Here is a 19309-nt window from a genome sequence, read left to right on the forward strand (position 1 = left end):
TCGTGAATGTTCCATAAAGGTATTGCATAGGTATTGACGGAACCATTTATCTGATCAAGCGTGCCGGACAGGAACTGCGCGGGCGTTACGGCGCGTCGGTCATTAGGGGTAGGATATGAATTTCAGTCATTCGGTATCGCGCGTCGCACTCGTGGGCTCGCTCATGATCTGGGCAACGCCGGTGCTCGCGCAGGACGCAGCGGCCGGCCCGGTGACCCCGCCGCGAGTTCCGGCTGAGGCAACGCCAGCTCCGGCAGAGGCTACGGCACAAGCCCCGGTTCAGGCCCCCGCCGAGGCCGGCGCCAACACCCCAGCACAAGCCAAGGTGCAGGCCGACGCGACCACCGCAGTGGCTCCCGCCAACGCCGATAGTGGCGCAAACGAGTCGATTGTCGTCACCGGATCGCGCATCCAGCGGCCGAACTCGACGTCGGCGGCGCCTATCACCTCGGTCACCTCGCAGGACATTCGCGCGCAGGCTGCGGTCAATGTCGAGGACGTGTTGAACCGCCTGCCGCAGGTCGCGCCGGACAGCCAGCAGACCTATAACGACTCGGATGGTCGCCAGCGCATCAAGCTGCGCAGCCTCGGGTTCGAACGTACGCTGGTTCTGATCGACGGCAAGCGCATCGGCACGCAGAACGGCCAGGACGTTGGCATCATCCCGGCCTCTCTGCTCGAGCGTGTCGACGTGCTGACCGGCGGTGCCTCGTCGGTGTATGGCTCGGATGCGGTCGCGGGCGTGGTCAACTTCATCCTCAAGAAGGATTTCGAAGGCATCCAGCTCGACGGCAACTATAATTTCTACAACCACAACAACAAGGACACGGTGGTGTCGCCGCTGGCACGTGCCGCAGGCTTCAACAGCATTCGTGGCCTGACCAACGACGGCGGCCGTGCCGACCTGACGCTCACCGCCGGGAAGAAGCTGTTCGACGGCAAGCTGCGGATTTCCGGGTTCGTGAACTACAAGCACACAGACCCGATCTTGCTGTCGGATCGGTCGAACACCGGCTGCTATCTGACGCAGACCAGCCTGAACGCGCCGCTCTCGTGCGGTCTGACGCCGAGCAGCTCGACCAGCGGTCTCGTCACCCCGCTCAGCGGCGCCAACGCGAACGCGCAATACGTCAACAATCCCAACGGTTCGCGCACCTTCGTGCCGTTCGGTGCGGGCGCCGGCAACGCCTCGAACTATTTCAGCAATTACGCCTATCAGCGTCCCTCGGAGCGCCTCAACGCGGGCGGCTTCGTCAGCCTCGACATTTCGCCCAACGCCGAGCTGTACGGCTCGGGGATCTGGTTCCGCGATAAGTCATATAATAACTATCCAGCGATCGCGGGCGGCACCGTTCAGGTCAATTGCAACAACCCGTTCCTGTCGGGCACGCAGGCCACCGCGATCTGCGGTGCGGCCGCCGGCACCGCCGCGACCGCGCCGATCAATCTCGCCTATCGTCTTGGCGGGAACAACGATCAGGCGGATACCTATGTGAATACCGGCGCCCGTTTCACCGCCGGTATCCGCGGCAAGGTCGGTAGCGCGTGGACCTATGACGTCGGCGGCGTCTATGCACGCAACCATCAGGACTACACGCCGAGCTTCGTCGATTCGACGCGGTTGCAGAACGCGATCAACGTTGGCGGCACGCTCGCCGCACCGACCTGCGCCACGACGACCGATGCCGCCTGCGTTCCGTTCGACGCGTTCAGCGCCGGCAACACCAACCCCGCACTGATCAATTACCTGTTCAACACGGGCACCGCTGTCACCACCGGCACGCTGTACGACGTACAGGCCAACGTCACCGGCGACCTCGGCAAATACGGCATTACCTCGCCGTTCGCCGAGCAGGGCGTGGCGATTGCGCTCGGGACCGAATACCGCAAGGACACGCTGAAATCGACCGCCGACGCGGCGTATCGCGGTGCCCTCGGCGGCACCGACAGCTATCTGAAGCAGGACGTCTGGGAAGCGAACGCCGAAATTCAGGCCCCGCTGGTCGAGCACAAGCGGTTTGCCGATCTGCTGCAAGTCAACGGTGGCTATCGCCTGTCGAAGTACAGCAGCAATCCGGACACCTTCAATACTTGGAAGGTCGAGGGCATCTACGCCCCGGTCAGCGATCTGACGTTCCGCGCCTCGTTCAACAAGGCGCAGCGCGCGCCGACGGTCACGGAAATCCGCCAGGCGACGAACGTCGACTTCGCATCCGGCGGGTCAGGCAGCTTCAACGATTTCTGTGCGCCGACCGTGACCAATGGGCCCAACGGCGTGACCTACGGCGCGCCGGTCGCGTCGCGTGAGGTATGCCGGGCAACCGGACTGTCCGACGCGCTCTACGGCAGCCAGACCCTGCTCTGCAGCAACGGAACGACCCCGAACGGCTCGGCCGCGTGCACCGTCCGCTCGGGTGGATACACCGCCAACCCGGAAACCGCGTATACGCAGACCTACGGCCTGATCGTGAAGCCGCGGTTCGTTCGCGGGCTGGTCTTCTCGATCGATCGTTACCGGATCAAGATCAACGACTCGCTCGGGTACAACGACTACAGCTATTACACCGATGGCTGTCAGCGTTCGAACGGCGACGCGTTCTTCTGTCAGGGCATCGTCCGCAATCCTGGCACCGGCACGCTGTACTCGGACGCAAGCACCAACCCGACGACGGGTTTCATTCGCCAGGGCACTACCAACTACTACACCTCGATTGCGCGCGGGTATGATTTCCAGGCGCAGTACACGATGGATCTTGATACGGTCGGCAAGATCGACTGGAACTTCAACGGATCGCTGACGACGTTTGCGGGCGGCCAGGACTCGCCGGTCCAGCCGCAGCGCAATTGCGCGGGCTATTACGGCAATGGTTGCGGCCAGCTGATCCCGAAATGGTCGCACGGTCTGCGCGCGACCTACACGACGGTCGGCCGGGGCTTCAGTGCTTCGTTCAACTGGCGCTATGTCGGATCGCTGACCAACGCCGACAATTCGGGCGACGCGGCGATCGGCGGCACTCCCGATCGCGCCCGGACCAGCTACTACCGGGTCGCGCCGCAGAGCTATTTCGATCTCGCGCTCAACTTCGCGATCGCCAAGCAGTTTTCGCTGCGTCTGATCGCGAACAACCTGTTCGACAAGAACCCGCCGATCGTCCCGGACTCGTACAACGTCGCGCTCGCGCGGACCAACACGATCCCGCAGCGCTACGATTCGCTCGGCCGCAACATTGCGATCGGTACGACGATCAAGTTCTGATCCCTCTTCTCCCCGACCTGAGGGCTCGCCAGCGATGGCGGGCCCTTTTTTTTGTGCCCCTGTGATCGGATACGCATACTCGCGTGAAAATCTGGGGTCGGTTCGGTCGGTCGGCGCGTTGGGAGGTCGAAGGAACCGATATGAAGATCATGACGCTGCGATCCCCGGCCGGACTGGACAATCTCGTGATCGCCGAGCGGGACGATCCGGGGGCGCCACCGCCGGGTGCGATCCGGGTCGCGCTACACGGGAGTTCGCTCAATTTTCACGATCTCGGCGTCGCGCTCGGTCGGATGCCGACCGAGGATGGCCGCGTGCCGTTGTCCGATGGCGCGGGCGTGGTCGAAAGCGTCGGCAAGGGGGTGACCGAATTTGCGGTCGGCGATCACGTCGTGTCGTGTTTCTTCCCTGACTGGCAGGACGGCACGCCCATAATCGGCGATTTCAGCCGCACGCCCGGCGATGGCATCGACGGGTTCGCCCAGACCCATGTCGTGCTGCCGGCCACCGCGTTCACCAAGGCGCCCGAGGGCTATGATTCCGTCGAGGCCGCCTCGATCACCACCGCGGGCCTCACCGCCTGGCGTGCGCTGGTGGTCGACGGCAAGCTCAAGGCGGGGGACACCGTGCTCCTGCTTGGCACCGGTGGCGTGTCGATCTGGGCATTGCAGATCGCCAAGGCGATGGGGGCGACCGTGGCGATCACGTCGTCGTCCGACGACAAGCTCGCGCGCGCCCGCGACCTGGGGGCCGACTTCACGGTGAACTATGGTGGCGAGCCCGGGTGGGGGCGTAAGATCGCGGACTGGACCGGCGGGCGCGGGGTCGACCATGTCGTCGAGGTCGGCGGACCCGGTACGCTGGCGCAGTCGATCGATGCGGTCAGGGTCGGCGGGCATATCTCGTTGATCGGTGTCCTGACGGGAATCGGTGGCGAGGTGCCGACCGCGGCGCTGATGAGCAAGCAGGCGCGGCTCCAGGGGCTGATCGTCGGCAGCCGGCGCGAGCAGCAGGACTTCGTCCGGGCGCTGGAGGCAACCGGAATTCGCCCCGTGATCGATCGCCGCTTCGCTCTGGACGATCTCGCCGAGGCGTTTGCGTTCGAACAGAGTGGCGGGCATTTCGGAAAAATCGGGATCGAGTGGTAAAGAGGATAATTCATATGGCCGATGCGAAGCTCGCGATTCTGTACCGGATGATCCTGCCGGATCACACCTGCCCGTTCGGCGTGCGGGCGAAGGCGATGCTGGAGGATAACGGCTTCGATGTCGACGACCGGATCCTGCGGTCGCGCGAGGATGTCGATGCGTTCAAGGGCGAACACGGCGTTTCAACTACACCGCAGGTGTTCATCGATGGCGAGCGGATCGGCGGCAGCGACGATCTCGAGCGGTATCTGGCATCATGACGCAAATCATCGATATTAGCGGTGAACGCGCACCAACGACTACCGGTCTGTCGCGTCCCGCGGCGGTGGCGATCGTCGCGACCGTGCTCGGGTTCAGCGCGATGCTCGGTCGACGCAATGCGCCAGATCCATCCCACCCGCGCATCCGCCGATGGTACAAGCGGCTCGACAAACCGAGCTTCACCCCGCCCGACGCGGTGTTCGGCGCAGTTTGGCCGGTGCTCGAAACCGGGCTGGCTGTCGGTGGCTATCGGTTGCTCCGTCAGCCTTCCGATCGGACCCGCAACGCCGCGGTCGGACTCTGGCTGTTGAACACCGGGATGATCGGCGCCTGGACCGAGATATTTTTTCGCAAGCGCGATCTGGAAGCCGGCGCGATCGCGTCGGGCGCGATGATCGTCAGCGGCTCGGCCTATATCGCGACCGCCGCCAAGGTCGATCGTCCGGCGGCGGTGTTGGGCGTGCCGTTCGTGGCTTGGCTCGGCTTTGCTACGCTATTGGCGGCACGCATCTCGGTGCGGAACAACGATAAGAGCGGGTCGTCGGTATGACGAAACTGACCGTCTGGCATGACGGGTCATGCCCCTTGTGTCGGCGCGAGATCGCGTTGATGCGGCGGCTCGATCGTCGTGGCGCGATCGAGTTCGTCGATGCGAGCGACCCCGGAACCACATGCCCAACCGACCGCGACGCGTTGCTGGCTCGGTTTCACGCCTCGGAAGATGGCCGCATGCTCTCGGGCGCCGCGGCCTTCGCCGCGATGTGGCGCGCCATTCCGCTGCTTCGCCCGCTTGGCTTAGCTGCCCGCAACCGGGTGGTGTTGGCGGTGCTGGAGCGGACGTATCGAGGGTTCCTCCGCGTCCGCCCGAGACTTCAGGCTTTGGCGCGCTAACCCTTAGCGCGCGTATCTGGCGATCAGCGCCCGGCGCAGCATCCGGTCTTCCAGCGAATAATATAGGGCGATCTGGTCGCCATGTGCGACTGTGGAGGCGGCGAAGGCGATATCGGTGGCGTCGCGGCTTACGGCGGGGGGTGGTAGCAGCAACGGCTCGATCCCACGCCCGGTCACGCGCGCGAAGTCGGGGGTGAAACTGATCCAGCCGATCCGCCAGCGGGCGTCGTGCGTCGCACCATTGTAGAACATCACCGGATCTTCGCCCGGTGCCTGCCACATCGGCCCGGTCGACAGATGCCAATTGTCCCAACTGTCGTCGCGGATGTCGAACGGGTCGGGCTGCACGGTCCACGGCCCTTTTGCGGTCGGTCCGGACGCCATGCCGATCCGCGACGCACCATCTGCGGCATATTCGTAAAACAACCGCCAGTCGCCCGCATCGGTCTGTGCGAGCGTCGCCTCCTTGATGTTGCCCTCGCCAGGCGGGGCTTTCAGGACCAAATCCTGTTTGGTCAGCGCGGTGAGGTCGAGCCCGGCTGCCAATATCATGCAACCCTGCGATCGGGCCGCATCGACGCCGGTGTAATAGACCAGATATTCGTTGTTCGGGGTCACGAGGACGGTCGGGTCCTCGCACCCGCCGAGATCCTCGGCGCCGGGGCCGGGTACGATCGCGAGGCCCGGATCCATCGTGAAGGTCAGGCCATCGCGGCTTTCACCGCGGGCGATCACCCCGGTCGGATCATGCGGTCCGAGCGGATAGGGGACGCCGCGCACCATGATCCGGTGGAGATTGCCTTCCTTCCACACGAAGGGACTCATCAGGTCCATGCCGTCGATCACCGAGCCAGCGGAGATGGCGACCGTATCGAGCTGTTCGACCGTATAGGTGATCATCGGTCAGGCGCCCTGTGCGACGGTGAGCGACAGCGCGCCATCGATCGTGACGGTCGTGCCGGTGATATAGTCCGCAGCCGGTGATAGCAGGAACGCGACCAGTGCCGCGACCTCGTCGGGGCGGCCGGCGCGCTTCCATGGAATCGCCGCCTCCTTCGCCGCCAGTTCCTGCGGGTGGTCGAGCGCGGACTGGTTCATCGGGGTGAGGATCATGCCTGGTGCCACGCCGTTCACGGCGATGCCCTTGGGCGCCAGTTCGAGCGCGAGGGTCGCGGTGAGCTGTGCCAGGCCACCCTTTGCCGAATCGTAGTCTACACCGCCGGGGCGGGGTGCGCGTTCGTGGATCGACGAGATGTTGACGATCCGACCCTTGGCGCCTTTCGCTTCGAGCCCGCGCACCAACTGCCGGCAGGTCAGGAACGGACCGTAGAGATCGGAGCGGATCACACGGTCGAACTGCGCCAGTTCCATGTCGGCCAGCATCACGCCGCTCATGTTGAGCCCGGCCGAATTGACCAGCAGGCTGACCGTGCCGAAGGTCGATTCCGCCTGCGCGAACAGCCGCTTGATCGCCGTCTCGTCACCGACATCGGTCTGAACCGCGATCGCGCGATCCTCGCCCCCGATCGCGGCGCAGACGGCATGCGCCGCGTCGGCATCCTTGAAATAGGTTATGACGACGCGCGCGCCGGATTCACCCAGGGTCTTGGCACAGGCAGCGCCGATCCCGGACTCGCCCCCGGTGACAATGACCACCTGATCGTCGAACAGGCTCATCGTATCGTTCTCCGTGCAGTATGACGGCTGAGGGGGCGTCATTTCGGAGGTGCAACGCGCGATCGATACCAAGGATGCGTCTGTATACGATGACATCTTCGTCATGGTACGCCGTTCGAAACGGCAGGATCAGGGGCGGATTTGGCCGGTCCCCTGGACGAGATATTTGTAGCTCGTCAGCTGCTCGACGCCGACCGGGCCGCGGGCGTGCATCTTGCCGGTGGCGATGCCGATCTCGGCGCCCATGCCGAACTCGCCGCCATCGGAAAACTGCGTCGAGGCGTTGTGCATAACCACCGCGCTGTCGATCGCCAGCATGAACCTGCGCGCGGTGGCGGCGTCGCGGGTGAGGATCGCGTCGGTATGGCCCGACGAGTGCGCGGCGACGAAGGCGATACCGGCCTCGAGCCCGTCGACGATCTTGATGGAAGCGATCGCGTCGAGATATTCGGTATCCCAGTCGTCGGCATCGGCCGTCACGAGGCGGGGTTCGATCGCGACCGCTTCGGCGTCGCCGCGCAGTTCGCAATCAGGCATCGCATCGACCAAGGCGGGGAGCAGCGCGCCGGCGATCGCACGATCGACGACGATGCTTTCGGTGGCGCCACACACGCCGGTGCGGCGCAGCTTGGCGTTGCGGATGATCGCGACCGCTTCGGCGACGTCGGCCTCGGCGTGGACATAGCTGTGACAATTGCCGTCGAGATGGAGCAGGGTCGGGACGCGCGCCTCGCGTTGGACCAGTTCGACCAGGCCACGGCCGCCGCGCGGGATGGCGAGGTCGATATGGTCGACTGCCCGCAGCAGTTCGCCGACGACCTGGCGGTCGGGCGTGTCGACGGTCTGCACCGCGGTTTCGGGGAGCCCGGCGGCCCTGAGCCCGGCCTGCATGCACGCAACGATCGCGGCGGTGGAGCGGTGGCTTTCGGATCCACCGCGCAGGATGATCGCATTGCCCGATTTGATGCAGAGGCCGCTTGCATCGGCCCCGACATTGGGGCGCGATTCGTAGATCATCGCGATCACGCCGATCGGCACGGCGACGCGCGTAATCTCCAGCCCGTTCGGCCGGGTGAACCGGGCCAGCTCGCGACCGACGGGGTCGGGTAGCGCGGCGATATCGTCGAGCGCTTGCGCCATCGCTTCGATCCGTTCCGCGTCGAGGCGTAATCGATCGAGAAACGATTCGGGCTTGCTGTCGGCGACGCTCGCGACATCCGCAGCATTGGCTTCGAGCAGCGCCTGCCTCGTGTCGCGAAGTGCAGCGGCGGCGGCGCGCAAGGCGTGGTTCCGCACGTCGCCATCGCTGACGGCGAGCAGTCGCGCGGCGCTGCGGGCGTTCTTACCCATCTTGGTCACCAGTTCGGCGGCCGTACCGGGAGCGGCTACGCTCGCGGCGCGGGCGGGGATCAGATCCATCACGGTCATCGACACTCTTTCCGGTCGGCGGGCTTGCGACCCGCCGACCTCTTACCGTCGCTATCCTTCGCAGTGCAATCGCGGCTGCTTCAGTCGATATCGACGGGATTGGTCATGATGATCGTCGGGCGTCCCGCAGCGAGATCGCGGGCGGCCATACCGAGCGCCTTGAAATGGTCGGAAGCCATGTGCTGCTGGACGGCGGCATCGTCGGCATAAAGCTCGTTGAATACGAAGCACCGTTCGCCCTCGGTTTCACGCCAGAGCTCGTAGTGCAGCACGCCCGGTTCGGCCCGCGACGCCGCGACGCATATTTTTGCGGCGGCGATGAACGCCTCTTCCTTGCCCGGCAGGACGGAAACCAGCGCGACGATTTTTACGGTCATCTCTCTCTCCTGTGTTTGCGTTGGCCGCCGTGCCCCCTTCACCGATGCGAAGCAACCGCCGCCGTCGCACCGGTATCGGCGTAATATGGGTCGGCCTCCGCTTGCGGTAGCGTGACGAAGCGAAATCCCATCGACGTATAGAGGTCGAGCAGCCGGGGCAGCATCCGGGCATCGAAACTACCGACGTGCATCAGCAGCACATACGGTATGTCATGCCCGACCTGCGACATGGCCCGCGCACGCGATGCCAGCGCTGCCGAGCGCGCCGCGGCGAGGTAGCTGGTTTCTAGCGTCGTGATCCCCGCCGTGTCGTGCTTGGCAGCTGCGGCCGCGTAGGGCGGGTTCCAGCTGTAATCGTCAAAGCTCATCGTGACGGCAGCGATACGGTAGCCGCGCGCCCGCAATGCGGCGCGGACGGCGTCGTGTTCCGCGGAGGTCTTGCCTTCGGACAGGAATGGATAGCGGAACCAGTGCCAGTCGGTGCCCTTGGCGGCGCGCACGAGCGGGGCTTCGTTGCGGACGACATCGGCGAGGAATGCGGTAGCACCGACCTTAGCCAGATCGCCGTGGGAATAGGTGTGGTTGCCGAGCGGCAGCCCTGCGGCGCGCCATGCCGCGATCGCCTTCGCGGAGTCCGCCGGCGTGTCGAGTCCGAAGCCTGCATTCATGAAACCGAAGGCCGGGGCATGCGCGGCTGCGAGCGCGGCGGTGATGCCGCGGATCACGTCGACGCGGGTCTGTCCGGGCGCCAGCGGACCATGCGCCGGGATATCGTCGAAGGTGATCGCGATCGCCGGACGCGTCTCTGCGGTACCGGCAACGGGTACCGTGGCAGCCGCGCCGATCACCTGGCGCGACGGCTTGGCGAACAGAGCCAGCGGTACCGCCTCGCCCATTGTGCGATACCCCGCTTCGGATGGATGGAGATGATCGCCCGAATCATACGCCGGGTTCAGCCGGTCCGGATGCGCGGGGTCGCGCATCACGCGGTCGAAATCGATGACCGCGTCGAACAGTCCGGAGGTGCGGATGAAGGCGTTGATCGCCTGACGGTCGGCTTCGGTGGCGGGGCCAGGGTGGTAATAGTCGTTGCCCCCGAACGGCGTGATCGTGCCGCCGATCATCCGGATGCCGTGCGCATGCGCCCGCGCCACGAGTTGCGTGTAGCCAGCGGTGACCTGCGCCACGATCGCCGCATGTTGCGCAGGGGTGGCAGGCGCCTCTCGGGTGAGCACGCCGAGGTCGTTGACCCCTTCGATCAGGATCGCCCAGCGCACGCCGCTGCGCGCGACGACATCGCGGTCGAAGCGCGCCATCAGATTGGGACCGAGCCCGTCGAGCAGGATGCGATTGCCGCCGATCCCGGCATTGACGACGCCGATCCCGCGCGTCGCCGCGGTGTCGCGGAGCCGTTCGGCGAGACGGTCGGTCCACCGCGTGTTGTGGTTGGGCTTCACGCCGTAGCCGTCGGTGATCGAATCGCCGATCGCCACGATCGTGCCGACGGTCTCGGCACCGGATACTTCGAGATCGGCGAGTGCATACCAGTGCGTCGTCTGGCGCGCACCGGCAAAACCCGGATCGGCGACGTGATCGCCGGCCAGCGTGTAGCTGAACGCGCGGGCGCCGGGGTGGCCGGTCTGCGGGACGGCGGCTTCGGGCAGATACAGGCTGACGGCAAGATCAGCGCCGGGCGCGACCGGCATCGCGATGGGATCGGAATACAGTTCGGCGCCAGCCGGAATGACCGCCCCCGGCTGTCCGGCGAACGTCAAGACGAGGCCGCCGCCGACCTGGGGCGTGGCGGGTGCAGTCGTGCGCGCGATCCGGGCCGAACCGATCGCGAGCGGCTGCGTCCCAAACGCGTTGGACAGCCGCACGCGAACCCGATCGCCGCCTGCCGAAAGCCGGATCACCTGCCGTAGCGTGACCGCCGCCGCACGATCGGCGGGCAGCGCGTTGTCGCCGTCCGCGATCATCTGCGACGATCCCCAGCTGGCGATCCAGTGCGCGTCGGCCGCGTTCGAATGCGCGCGCGGGACGGTATCGCGGGCGTCGGCGCTCGCGACCATCAGGACGCCGGCCAGAATTGCGGTTGCCCAGCGGCTCATCGATCGGTCCTCACGGTCGGTGCATCGTGGCGAGGCGTGCGCGCGGGCGCCGCGGCGAGGGCTGCGGCGATCGCGGCGCGCATCGGCTTGGCGACGAACGCCGCGTCATAGGGGCAGGGGCGACGACGCGCCTTGTCGACACGCGGCTCGAACCCTTCGATCCAGCTGTAGCGATCGGTCATCCCCCACAGCATCACGTCGCGCACCGAGGGATAGGCGAACATGAGGTCGAGATAGCCGCGCGTATAGTCGGCCACCGCCTGATCGCGCATCGGGATAGCGGCCGGCAACCGATTGTCGCGGACGTCCAGTTCGGTGATCACCAGATCGTAGCCCATCGTCGTCACCGCATCGAGAAAGCGCCGCCAATCGCCCTCGAGTGCGGCGATGACGTTGCGCGTATCGATACCCTGCGTGACGATATGCGATTGTACGCCGAGCGCATCGACCGGCACGTTGCGCCGCCTGAAACCCTCGAGCAGCTTGAGCACGCCCGCACGGTGGTTCGCGTTGCCGGGCTCCCAGCTCATATAGTCGTTGTACACGAGTTGTGCGTGAGGCGCTGCGTCACGTGCGGTGTGAAACGCCAGATCCAGCGTCGCTTCCGGGCTGCCGAGCGCGCGCGACAGTGCGGTCTGGTACAGGCTTCCATCCGCCGGCGTCACCGCTTCGTTGACCACATCGTAGCTGCCGATCCGGGTGCCGTAGCGCTGGCAGACGGTGGTGATGTGCTCGACGAGCATCTGCGCCGCCGCCCGCGCCGGATTCGCGCCGAAGTCGTGCGTTTCCTCCCAGCGCGGCATCCATTTGGGTTGATGCCAGAGCAGATTATGGCCGCGTACCGGCAATGCGTGCGCGGTCGCCCATGCCATCATCGCGTCCATGTGCGCGAAGTCGAAGCTGGTCGCGGTCGGCCGGATCGCGCGCCACTTCATCTCGTTTTCGGGCACCAACAGCCCGCAATCGCGGGTCAGCAGCGCGGCATAGGCAGGGTTGGCGAACGATCCGCGATCGGCGCCCGGCGGGCTCCAGCCGAAACACGATCCCAGGCGCATATTCTTAGTCGCCGCGATCGCCTGAAGTCCGCTCGACCGCGGCGATCCGGCACCCTGGAACGGTACCGCGGCACCGGCATAGGTCGACACCGCAAGGCCGCCCAGCATCGCCAGCCCGTGCCGTCGCGTGATCTTCTGCGAACCCTGCTTATTGCTCATCGCTTTGACGCTTTCCTTCGAGTGACGTGGTTATCCGCGTGCCGTCGCGATCATTGCGGGTTGCCCGGAGCATGGGGAAAGCGCTGGGCCTTGTACCATGCCAGATCATGCTTCGGCGGCGCCGTGCCCGCGGGTAGCGGCAACCCGTTGACCGACATCCAATAGGCAAGGCTCGCATCGCGCCACCATCTGGCTTCGCGCTGTTGCACCGCCAGATAGGTCGCGGTCTTGGTCCAGCGTTCGACATCGATGGCAGGCTTCAACGCGTCCCATGTGCGGCGAATGTCGGCGACATAGGCGATGCCGCGATCGTAATCGTGCACCATTTCCGCCCACACCGTCCGACCCGACGATAGACGACGATCCCAGGCGACGTGATGGAACCACAGTAACTCGCGTTCGGGAGTCGTTGCGGGATCGGCGAGGCGACGCGCGAGGGCCGGACTATATTGCGCGATGCCGTCGCTGCCGGTGCGCGTGCGGTCGAAGCCGATGCCGGCCTGGTCGGCACGGTGGTAATAGACCGGGTTCCATTCGGGGCGCTTGAGATCGGCGATCCACGGGCCAGGCCCGTAATGGTGGCCCGTCGCCATCAGATGCGCGAGGCCGAGCGGGGTCATGTAATCGACCACCGCTTCGCGCGATCCCATCATCATCCGCGTCACCGGATCGACGATCGCGGGGGAGGGCGCGAACGTCATTGCGGCCCATTCGCGCGCGACGGTGTCGGCGCCAAGTGTCGGATCCCACGCCATCCGGCCGAACGCGTACCAGTTCGCCTGGTTGAAGGTGGAGCCCGCCCAATCGCGGTCGCGGCCGATATTGGCGACTCCCGCCATCCCGGTCAGCGTATGACCTTCGGCCGCACCATCGACGACCTGCGCGACGATCTCACCGGGTTTCTGTAACGTCTCGCTCGTCAGCGTCTCGGCGAACAGCGTGCCGAGATAGGCGAGGTGCGTGGCGAAACCGAGATATTCCTTGGTGATCTGGAATTCGATCATCAGCGGCGTCTTGGGCATCGCGCCGAACAGCGGGTGGAACGGTTCGCGCGGCTGGAAGTCGATCGCGCCGTTCTTGACCTGGACGATAACGTTGGGTGCGAACTTGCCGTCGAGTGGCTTGAACTCGGTATAGGCCTGTTTCGCGCGATCCTCGGGGTCGGTCTCGGCGTAGACGAACGCGCGCCACATCACGATGCCGCCATGCGGGCGCACCGCGGCGGCGAGCATGTTGGCGCCGTCGGCATGGGTCCGGTGATAATCGCGCGGACCCGGCTGGCCCTCGCTGTTCGCCTTCACCAGGAAACCGCCGAAATCGGGGATGCTGCGGTAGATTTCGTCGCTCTTCGCCTTCCACCACGCCGCGACCTGGGGATCGAGCGGGTCGGCGGTCTTCAGGCCACCGAGCTCGATCGGGGCGGAGAAGCGCGCGGATAGGTACACCTTGATCCCGTAGGGCCGGAACACGTCGGCGAGCGCGGCCGCCTTGGCGATATACGGCGCGGTCAGGCTGTCGGCCTTGGCGTTGACGTTGTTGAGGACGGTGCCGTTGATCCCGATCGAGGCGTTGGCGCGCGCGTAGTCGGTGTAGCGCGGGTCATGGAAGTCGGGGAGCGTCCACCAGTCCCACAGCGATGCGCCGGCATAACCGCGTTCGACCACGCCATCGAGATTGTCCCAATGGTCGAGCACGCGCAGTTTCACCCGCGGCGTCGAGGTCAGGTCGATCCGGTCGAGGCTGCCGCCGGTCTGGAGGTGACGCAGCAGCGCGAAGCTGCCGTAGAGCACGCCGATGTCGGTATTGCCGGTGACCAATACGACCTGGCGGTTGCCGAGTGAGACGCGGCGGACGAGGTATCCCTCGGAACCCAGGGGCGCGAGCGGCAGGTGGAGCGCCGCCACGTCGCGATCCTTCGCGGTGGCGAGCAGGATCGCGGGCGCACGTCGGTCATCTAGCGGCGCCTTGCCGGACAGGCCGGCGATTCCCCGTCGTACCTCGTTCGCGCTTACGACCATGGTCGGCGAATTGCCGTGCACGTCTACCGCGCCGGCCTCCGCTGTCGGCAGGGCGCGATAGCGCAGCCAGAGATCGTAGCCGTCCTCGGCATGCGCCGATCCAGCCACGCCGAGCAGCGCCGCGATGATCGTCGCGCCCTTGCCGATCCATCGGCCGAATGCCGTCATAAACCTCTCCCACGGTTCCGCGATCGATTGACAGGGTCGCGGATGACCAGTCATGGTATCGCTATCACGACGACGGCGTCGACAGCAATGCCGCGTTTCACGATGGGAGATCAGGATTGTCCGGACCGCACACTGCCACGATCGCACCGACCCGGCGCGACCTTTTCGGGCTGCTCGGATCGGTTTCCGTCGCCGGATTGATCCCCGGGATCGCACGGGCTGCGACCGCGCTGCCGATCTACCGCGATGCGCGTGCGCCGGTCGACCTGCGAGTCCGTGACCTGCTGGGACGGATGACGCTGGAGGAAAAGGTCGCGCAGACCATTTCGTTATGGGCGACCAAGGCGGACGTGATGACACCCGGCGGGCTCGACTTCGATCCGGCGCGCGCGACGGCGGCGTATCCGGCGGGGTTCGGCCAGGTTACGCGGCCGTCGGATAAGCGCGGCGGTCCGGCGGTAGCCGCGGTGGCGGGCGGTACGGGTGCGCAATGGCGGGGATCGGCGTCGACGATCGCGTTCGTCAACGCGGTCCAGCGCTGGGCGCGCGGAACGCGGCTCGGCATCCCGGTGATTTTCCACGAAGAGTCGTTGCACGGCTATATGGCGCCCGATGCGACGATGTTCCCGCAGGCGATCGGCATGGCCGGCACGTTCGACCGCGACCTGATGCGGCGCGGGCAGGCGATCATCGGGCGCGAAGTTCGTGCGCATGGCAGCCACCTCTCGCTCTCACCGGTCGTCGACATCGCACGCGATCCGCGCTGGGGGCGGATCGAGGAGACGTTCGGCGAGGACCCATATCTGTGCGGCGAAATGGGCGTCGCGGCGGTCGAGGGCTTGCAGGGCGACAGCACGACGCTGGCGCCCGGCAAGGTATTCGCAACGCTGAAGCACATGACCGGCCACGGCCAGCCGCAGGCGGGCAACAATATCGGCCCCGCCCCGATCGGTGAGCGCGAGCTGCGCGAGAGCTTCTTCCCGCCGTTCCGCGCGGTCGTGACGCGCACCGGGATCGGCGCGGTGATGCCGTCCTACAACGAGATCGACGGCGTGCCGAGCCATGCCAACCACTGGTTGCTCGGCGACGTGCTGCGCGGCGAATGGGGGTTTTCGGGCGCGATTGTCAGTGATTACGGCGCGATCGAGGAGCTCGATACGATCCATCACATCGCCCGCAATCTTGGCGATGCCGCACGGTTGGCCTTGGCGGCCGGCGTGGATAGCGCTCTGCCGGACGGGATGGCGTATCGGACGTTGCCCGCGCAGGTACGGGCGGGGACGGTGCCGATCGCGGAGGTGGATGCCGCCTGTGCGCGGATGCTGGCGTTGAAGTTTCGCGCTGGCTTGTTCGAGGAATCGTTGGTCGATGCGCGTGCGGCGGCTCGCCTGACCGGCAATGCCGAGGCGCGGGGCGTCGCGCTGGAAGCGGCGCGGAAAGCGCTGTGTCTGCTGACCAACGACGGCACGCTGCCGCTTGCGCCCAAGGGCAAGATCGCGGTGATCGGCCCCAACGCGGCGATCGCGCGGCTCGGCGGGTATTCCGCCCCGCCACGCCAGACGGTGTCGCTATTGGAGGGCGTGAAGACGCTGGTCGGCGGCGGCGCGACGATCGTCCATGCGCAGGGCGTGTTCATCACGCAGAGCGAGGACCGATCGCAGGACGCGGTGCTGCTCGCCGATCCGGCCCGGAACCGCGCGTTGATCGCCGAGGCGGTCGAGGTCGCGCGCGGTGCCGACACGATCATCCTCGCGATCGGCGATACCGAGCAGACCAGCCGCGAGGGGTTCTCGAAGAACCATCTCGGCGATCGCACGACGCTCGACCTGATCGGCGAGCAGAATGCGCTGTTCGACGCGCTGCATGCGCTGGGCAAGCCGATCGTGGTCACGGCGATCAACGGGCGTCCGCCGAGCTGGCCCAATGTGATGGCGAAGGCCAACGCGGTGCTCGAATGCTGGTATCCGGGGCAGGAGGGCGGCACGGCGATGGCCGAGGCGCTGTTCGGGCGGATCAATCCGGGCGCCAAGCTGCCGGTGACGGTGGTGCGCGAAGTCGGTCAGGTACCGTTCTATTACAACCGCAAGCCGTCGACCGAGCGCGGCTATCTGTTCGCGGAGATGGCGCCGCTGTTCCCGTTCGGCCACGGCCTCAGCTATACGCGCTTCGATGTCGGCGCACCGCGGCTGTCGGCGGCGAAGATCGGCATCGCCGGCAGCGTCGGGGTCGAGGTCGACGTCGCCAATATCGGGCAGAGAGCTGGCGACGAGGTCGTGCAGGTGTACGTCCGCGACCAGGTGTCATCGGTGGCGCGGCCGGTGATGGAGCTGAAGGGGTTCGAACGCGTCACGCTCGCGCCCGGCGAGCGGCGGACGCTGCGCTTCACGCTCGGGCCCGACGCGTTCGCGCTATGGGACGTCGATATGCGCGAGGTTGTCGAACCCGGCTTGTTCACGATCATGGCCGGACCGAGTTCGGCGCAGGTGAAGACCGCGGTCCTCGAGATCGCCTGATATATCGGCGAACGAGGGTCGCGGGCATGCCGCGCACCCTCGGCGGATTACCAGATGTGAACGCGCTGCGCCGGCGTCAGGTACAGTGCATCGCCGGGCTTCACGTTGAACGCGGTATACCAGGCGTCGACATTCCGGACGATGCCGTTAACCCGGTAGAACGGCGGTGAGTGCGGATCGGTCAGTAGCCGCGCGCGCGCCGCGCCTTCGCGCAGCTTCGCCTGCCAGGCCTGCGCATAGGACAGGAAGAACCGCTGGTCGCCGGTGAGCCCGCCGATCACCGGCGCCTTGCCGTGCACCGACTGGTATTTCCGATACGCGGCATAGGCGGTTTCGACGCCGCCGAGATCGCCGATATTCTCGCCGAGCGTCAGCGCGCCCTTCACGTGCACGCCGGGAATCGGCTCGTACGCGTCGTACTGCTTCGACAGCGCGGCGGTATGCTTCGTGAAGGCGGCGCGCGCTTCGGGCGTCCACCAATTCTCGAACTTGCCCGATGCGCTGAACTGGCTGCCCTGATCGTCGAAGCCGTGGCCCATCTCGTGGCCGATGATCGCGCCGATCGCGCCGTAATTGACCGCTGCATCCGCGTTTGGATCGAAATAGGGCGGTTGCAGGATCGCCGCGGGGAACGTGATCTGGTTGTTGAGCGGGTCGTAATAGGCGTTCACGGTCTGCGGCGTCATACCCCACAGGCTGCGATCGACCGGCTTGCCGAGGCGCGACAGGTCGAGCTGGTGGTCGAACTCGCCCGACCGCAGCGAATTGCCGAGCGGATCGCCGCGCACGATGGTGAGCGCGCTGTAATCGATATACTTGGTCGGATGACCAATCCGCGGATCGAAGGCGGCGAGCTTGGCGAGCGCCTGCGTCTTGGTCGGCGCGTCCATCCAGGTGTTCGCCCCGATCCGCTCCTTGTAGGCGGCGCGCAGGTTGGCGATCAGTTCGCCCATCTTCGCTTCGCTCTGCGGCGGGTAGTGGCGCTTGACGTAGACTTCGCCGACGGCCTCTCCCATCGTGCCGTTGACGACGGCGATGCCGCGTTTCCAGCGTGCGCGCTGCTGCGGCTGGTCGGCCATCGTCTTGCCGTAGAAGTCGAACGTCGCCTGATCGAATGCCTTCGGGAGGACCGGTGCGCTCGCCGACGCGAGACGGAACTTCATCCAGTCCTGCCAGGTCGAGACCGGCGTTGCGGCGAACAGCTTGGCCAGCTCGGTCAGCGCGGTCGAGTTCGTCATGTAGACGGTCGGGAAATTGCCGTAGCCCGCAGTCTTCAGCAGCAGCGGCCAGTCGAAATCGGGCGCCAGCGCCTTGCGGCCCGCGGCATCCATCGGCTTGAGCATCGCCTTGAGATCGCGCGACTGGACCGGCGACCACTGCACCTTCGCCATCGCGGTTTCGAGCGCGACGATCCGGTCCGCCTTGGCCGACGCATCGGCAATCCCCGACAGCGTCAGGATTTTCTCGACATAGGCGCGGTAGGCGGTGCGGAAGGTGTCGTACTTCGCGCCCTGTTCGAGATAGTAATCGCGTCCGCCCATCCCGAGCGAACCCTGTCCGGCGGCGACCGCATAGCGCGTCGGATCGGCAGGATCGGGCAACTGGCCGATCTCGACCGGCGATGCGTAGCCGACCGTTGAAAACAGCGTCTGCAGTTTCTGCTTGTCGCCGGCCGCATCGATCTTCGCGAAATAGGGCTTCAGGGGTGTCGTGCCGGCGCGTTCGATCGCCCCCTCATCCATGAAGCTGGCGTAGAGATCGCCGAACTGTTTCGCACCCGGCCCGACCGCCGCAGGATCTCGCGCGGCGTCATCGAGGATGGCGCGGACCTGCTGCTCGGCCTGATCGGCAAGGACGACGCTGCCGCCGGCCGACGTCCGGTCCGCGGCGATCTCGGTACGCTTGTTCCAGTTGCCGTTCGCGTAGGTCCAGAAATCGTCGCCGGGTTTCACCGACTTGTCGGCGGCGGTCAGATCGATTCCGAAGGTTCCGTAGCGCGTGCCGGTCGCGGCGGCGGTTGCGGGCGCCGTCTGCGCGAGCGCGGGTGAGGACAGCGCCAGCACGGCGACGCTCAGCGACAGACGCGAAACATGGTTGAACAGCATCGAGGCTCCTGTGGAAATTGCCGACCGAGTCCAGAGGTGTCGGGGCGGGGATCGAATGGGCGAACACGGCGAGGTCGGGCTTTCGCCCTGCTGGGGGAAGCTGACGCGGAACAGGGACGGTAGCAATATGAATTCGATCGCG

General features: G+C 66.1%; 14 protein-coding genes. 6 read left to right on the top strand and 8 right to left on the bottom strand.

Going from position 1 to position 19309, the window contains the following annotated elements; genetic code table 11:
* Positions 1–115 precede the first annotated feature (115 nt).
* The 5 genes from ACLBWL_RS16700 (at position 116) to ACLBWL_RS16720 (ending at position 5556) form a co-directional block, all read left to right on the top strand.
* Entirely contained in the window at positions 116–3256 is a 3141-nt protein-coding gene (locus ACLBWL_RS16700) for a TonB-dependent receptor domain-containing protein (RefSeq protein WP_447794900.1), read from the top strand.
* A gap of 140 nt (positions 3257–3396) precedes the next feature.
* Entirely contained in the window at positions 3397–4404 is a 1008-nt protein-coding gene (locus ACLBWL_RS16705; RefSeq protein WP_447794902.1) for a zinc-dependent alcohol dehydrogenase family protein, read from the top strand.
* Between the two features lie 14 nt (positions 4405–4418).
* Positions 4419–4664, top strand: a complete 246-nt coding sequence (locus tag ACLBWL_RS16710; RefSeq protein ID WP_447794904.1) for a glutaredoxin domain-containing protein — start codon at positions 4419–4421, stop codon at positions 4662–4664.
* Complete coding sequence (locus ACLBWL_RS16715; RefSeq protein WP_447794906.1) at positions 4661–5215, top strand: TspO/MBR family protein; 555 nt, start codon at positions 4661–4663, stop codon at positions 5213–5215. The genes ACLBWL_RS16710 and ACLBWL_RS16715 overlap by 4 nt, the downstream gene beginning before the upstream one ends.
* Positions 5212–5556 carry a thiol-disulfide oxidoreductase DCC family protein gene (locus ACLBWL_RS16720; protein WP_447794908.1) on the top strand — a complete coding sequence of 115 codons (345 nt, stop codon included), beginning with the start codon at positions 5212–5214 and terminating at the stop codon, positions 5554–5556. Before ACLBWL_RS16715 ends, ACLBWL_RS16720 begins: the two co-directional genes overlap by 4 nt.
* A gap of 3 nt (positions 5557–5559) precedes the next feature.
* Here ACLBWL_RS16720 and ACLBWL_RS16725 read toward each other — a convergent pair whose 3' ends face one another.
* The 7 genes from ACLBWL_RS16725 to ACLBWL_RS16755 all read right to left on the bottom strand — a co-directional run bounded on the left by ACLBWL_RS16725 (position 5560) and on the right by ACLBWL_RS16755 (position 14549).
* Positions 5560–6456 (bottom strand): glycosidase, encoded by an 897-nt coding sequence (locus tag ACLBWL_RS16725; RefSeq protein WP_447794910.1) that lies wholly within the window; start codon positions 6454–6456, stop codon positions 5560–5562.
* Between the two features lie 3 nt (positions 6457–6459).
* Positions 6460–7233 (bottom strand): SDR family NAD(P)-dependent oxidoreductase, encoded by a 774-nt coding sequence (locus ACLBWL_RS16730; RefSeq protein WP_447794912.1) that lies wholly within the window; start codon positions 7231–7233, stop codon positions 6460–6462.
* A 129-nt stretch (positions 7234–7362) separates the two neighbouring features.
* Positions 7363–8652 carry a glutamate-5-semialdehyde dehydrogenase gene (locus tag ACLBWL_RS16735; protein WP_447795052.1) on the bottom strand — a complete coding sequence of 430 codons (1290 nt, stop codon included), beginning with the start codon at positions 8650–8652 and terminating at the stop codon, positions 7363–7365.
* Positions 8653–8741: 89 nt separating this feature from the next.
* The gene (locus ACLBWL_RS16740; RefSeq protein ID WP_447794914.1) at positions 8742–9038 is read right to left on the bottom strand and encodes a putative quinol monooxygenase; all 297 of its coding nucleotides are present in this window, start codon (positions 9036–9038) and stop codon (positions 8742–8744) included.
* A 38-nt stretch (positions 9039–9076) separates the two neighbouring features.
* A complete protein-coding gene (locus tag ACLBWL_RS16745; RefSeq protein WP_447794916.1) occupies positions 9077–11149 on the bottom strand; it encodes a GDSL-type esterase/lipase family protein in 2073 nt (690 codons plus the stop codon).
* Positions 11146–12363, bottom strand: a complete 1218-nt coding sequence (locus tag ACLBWL_RS16750) for an endo-1,4-beta-xylanase (protein WP_447794918.1) — start codon at positions 12361–12363, stop codon at positions 11146–11148. Before ACLBWL_RS16750 ends, ACLBWL_RS16745 begins: the two co-directional genes overlap by 4 nt.
* 50 nt (positions 12364–12413) lie before the next feature.
* Positions 12414–14549 carry an alpha-glucuronidase family glycosyl hydrolase gene (locus tag ACLBWL_RS16755; protein ID WP_447794919.1) on the bottom strand — a complete coding sequence of 712 codons (2136 nt, stop codon included), beginning with the start codon at positions 14547–14549 and terminating at the stop codon, positions 12414–12416.
* Positions 14550–14665: 116 nt separating this feature from the next.
* Between ACLBWL_RS16755 and ACLBWL_RS16760 the strand changes: the two genes are divergently transcribed.
* A complete protein-coding gene (locus ACLBWL_RS16760) occupies positions 14666–17062 on the top strand; it encodes a glycoside hydrolase family 3 N-terminal domain-containing protein (RefSeq protein WP_447794921.1) in 2397 nt (798 codons plus the stop codon).
* A gap of 47 nt (positions 17063–17109) precedes the next feature.
* On the opposite strand, the gene ACLBWL_RS16765 is transcribed toward ACLBWL_RS16760, so the two are convergent.
* Complete coding sequence (locus ACLBWL_RS16765; RefSeq protein ID WP_447794923.1) at positions 17110–19167, bottom strand: M13 family metallopeptidase; 2058 nt, start codon at positions 19165–19167, stop codon at positions 17110–17112.
* Between the last annotated feature and the right edge of the window lie 142 nt (positions 19168–19309).

The organism is Sphingomonas sp. M1A8_2b, assembly GCF_053345535.1.

Bases quoted from the DNA above. Each gene is read 5' to 3' on its own strand.
- ACLBWL_RS16750 (WP_447794918.1), bottom strand. From the start codon at position 12,363: ATGAGCAATAAGCAGGGTTCGCAGAAGATCACGCGACGGCACGGGCTG.
- ACLBWL_RS16700 (WP_447794900.1), top strand. From the start codon at position 116: ATGAATTTCAGTCATTCGGTATCGCGCGTCGCACTCGTGGGCTCGCTC.
- ACLBWL_RS16715 (WP_447794906.1), top strand. From the start codon at position 4,661: ATGACGCAAATCATCGATATTAGCGGTGAACGCGCACCAACGACTACC.
- ACLBWL_RS16720 (WP_447794908.1), top strand. From the start codon at position 5,212: ATGACGAAACTGACCGTCTGGCATGACGGGTCATGCCCCTTGTGTCGG.
- ACLBWL_RS16740 (WP_447794914.1), bottom strand. From the start codon at position 9,038: ATGACCGTAAAAATCGTCGCGCTGGTTTCCGTCCTGCCGGGCAAGGAA.
- ACLBWL_RS16765 (WP_447794923.1), bottom strand. From the start codon at position 19,167: ATGCTGTTCAACCATGTTTCGCGTCTGTCGCTGAGCGTCGCCGTGCTG.
- ACLBWL_RS16725 (WP_447794910.1), bottom strand. From the start codon at position 6,456: ATGATCACCTATACGGTCGAACAGCTCGATACGGTCGCCATCTCCGCT.
- ACLBWL_RS16735 (WP_447795052.1), bottom strand. From the start codon at position 8,652: ATGGATCTGATCCCCGCCCGCGCCGCGAGCGTAGCCGCTCCCGGTACG.
- ACLBWL_RS16705 (WP_447794902.1), top strand. From the start codon at position 3,397: ATGAAGATCATGACGCTGCGATCCCCGGCCGGACTGGACAATCTCGTG.
- ACLBWL_RS16755 (WP_447794919.1), bottom strand. From the start codon at position 14,549: ATGACGGCATTCGGCCGATGGATCGGCAAGGGCGCGACGATCATCGCG.
- ACLBWL_RS16730 (WP_447794912.1), bottom strand. From the start codon at position 7,233: ATGAGCCTGTTCGACGATCAGGTGGTCATTGTCACCGGGGGCGAGTCC.
- ACLBWL_RS16745 (WP_447794916.1), bottom strand. From the start codon at position 11,149: ATGAGCCGCTGGGCAACCGCAATTCTGGCCGGCGTCCTGATGGTCGCG.
- ACLBWL_RS16710 (WP_447794904.1), top strand. From the start codon at position 4,419: ATGGCCGATGCGAAGCTCGCGATTCTGTACCGGATGATCCTGCCGGAT.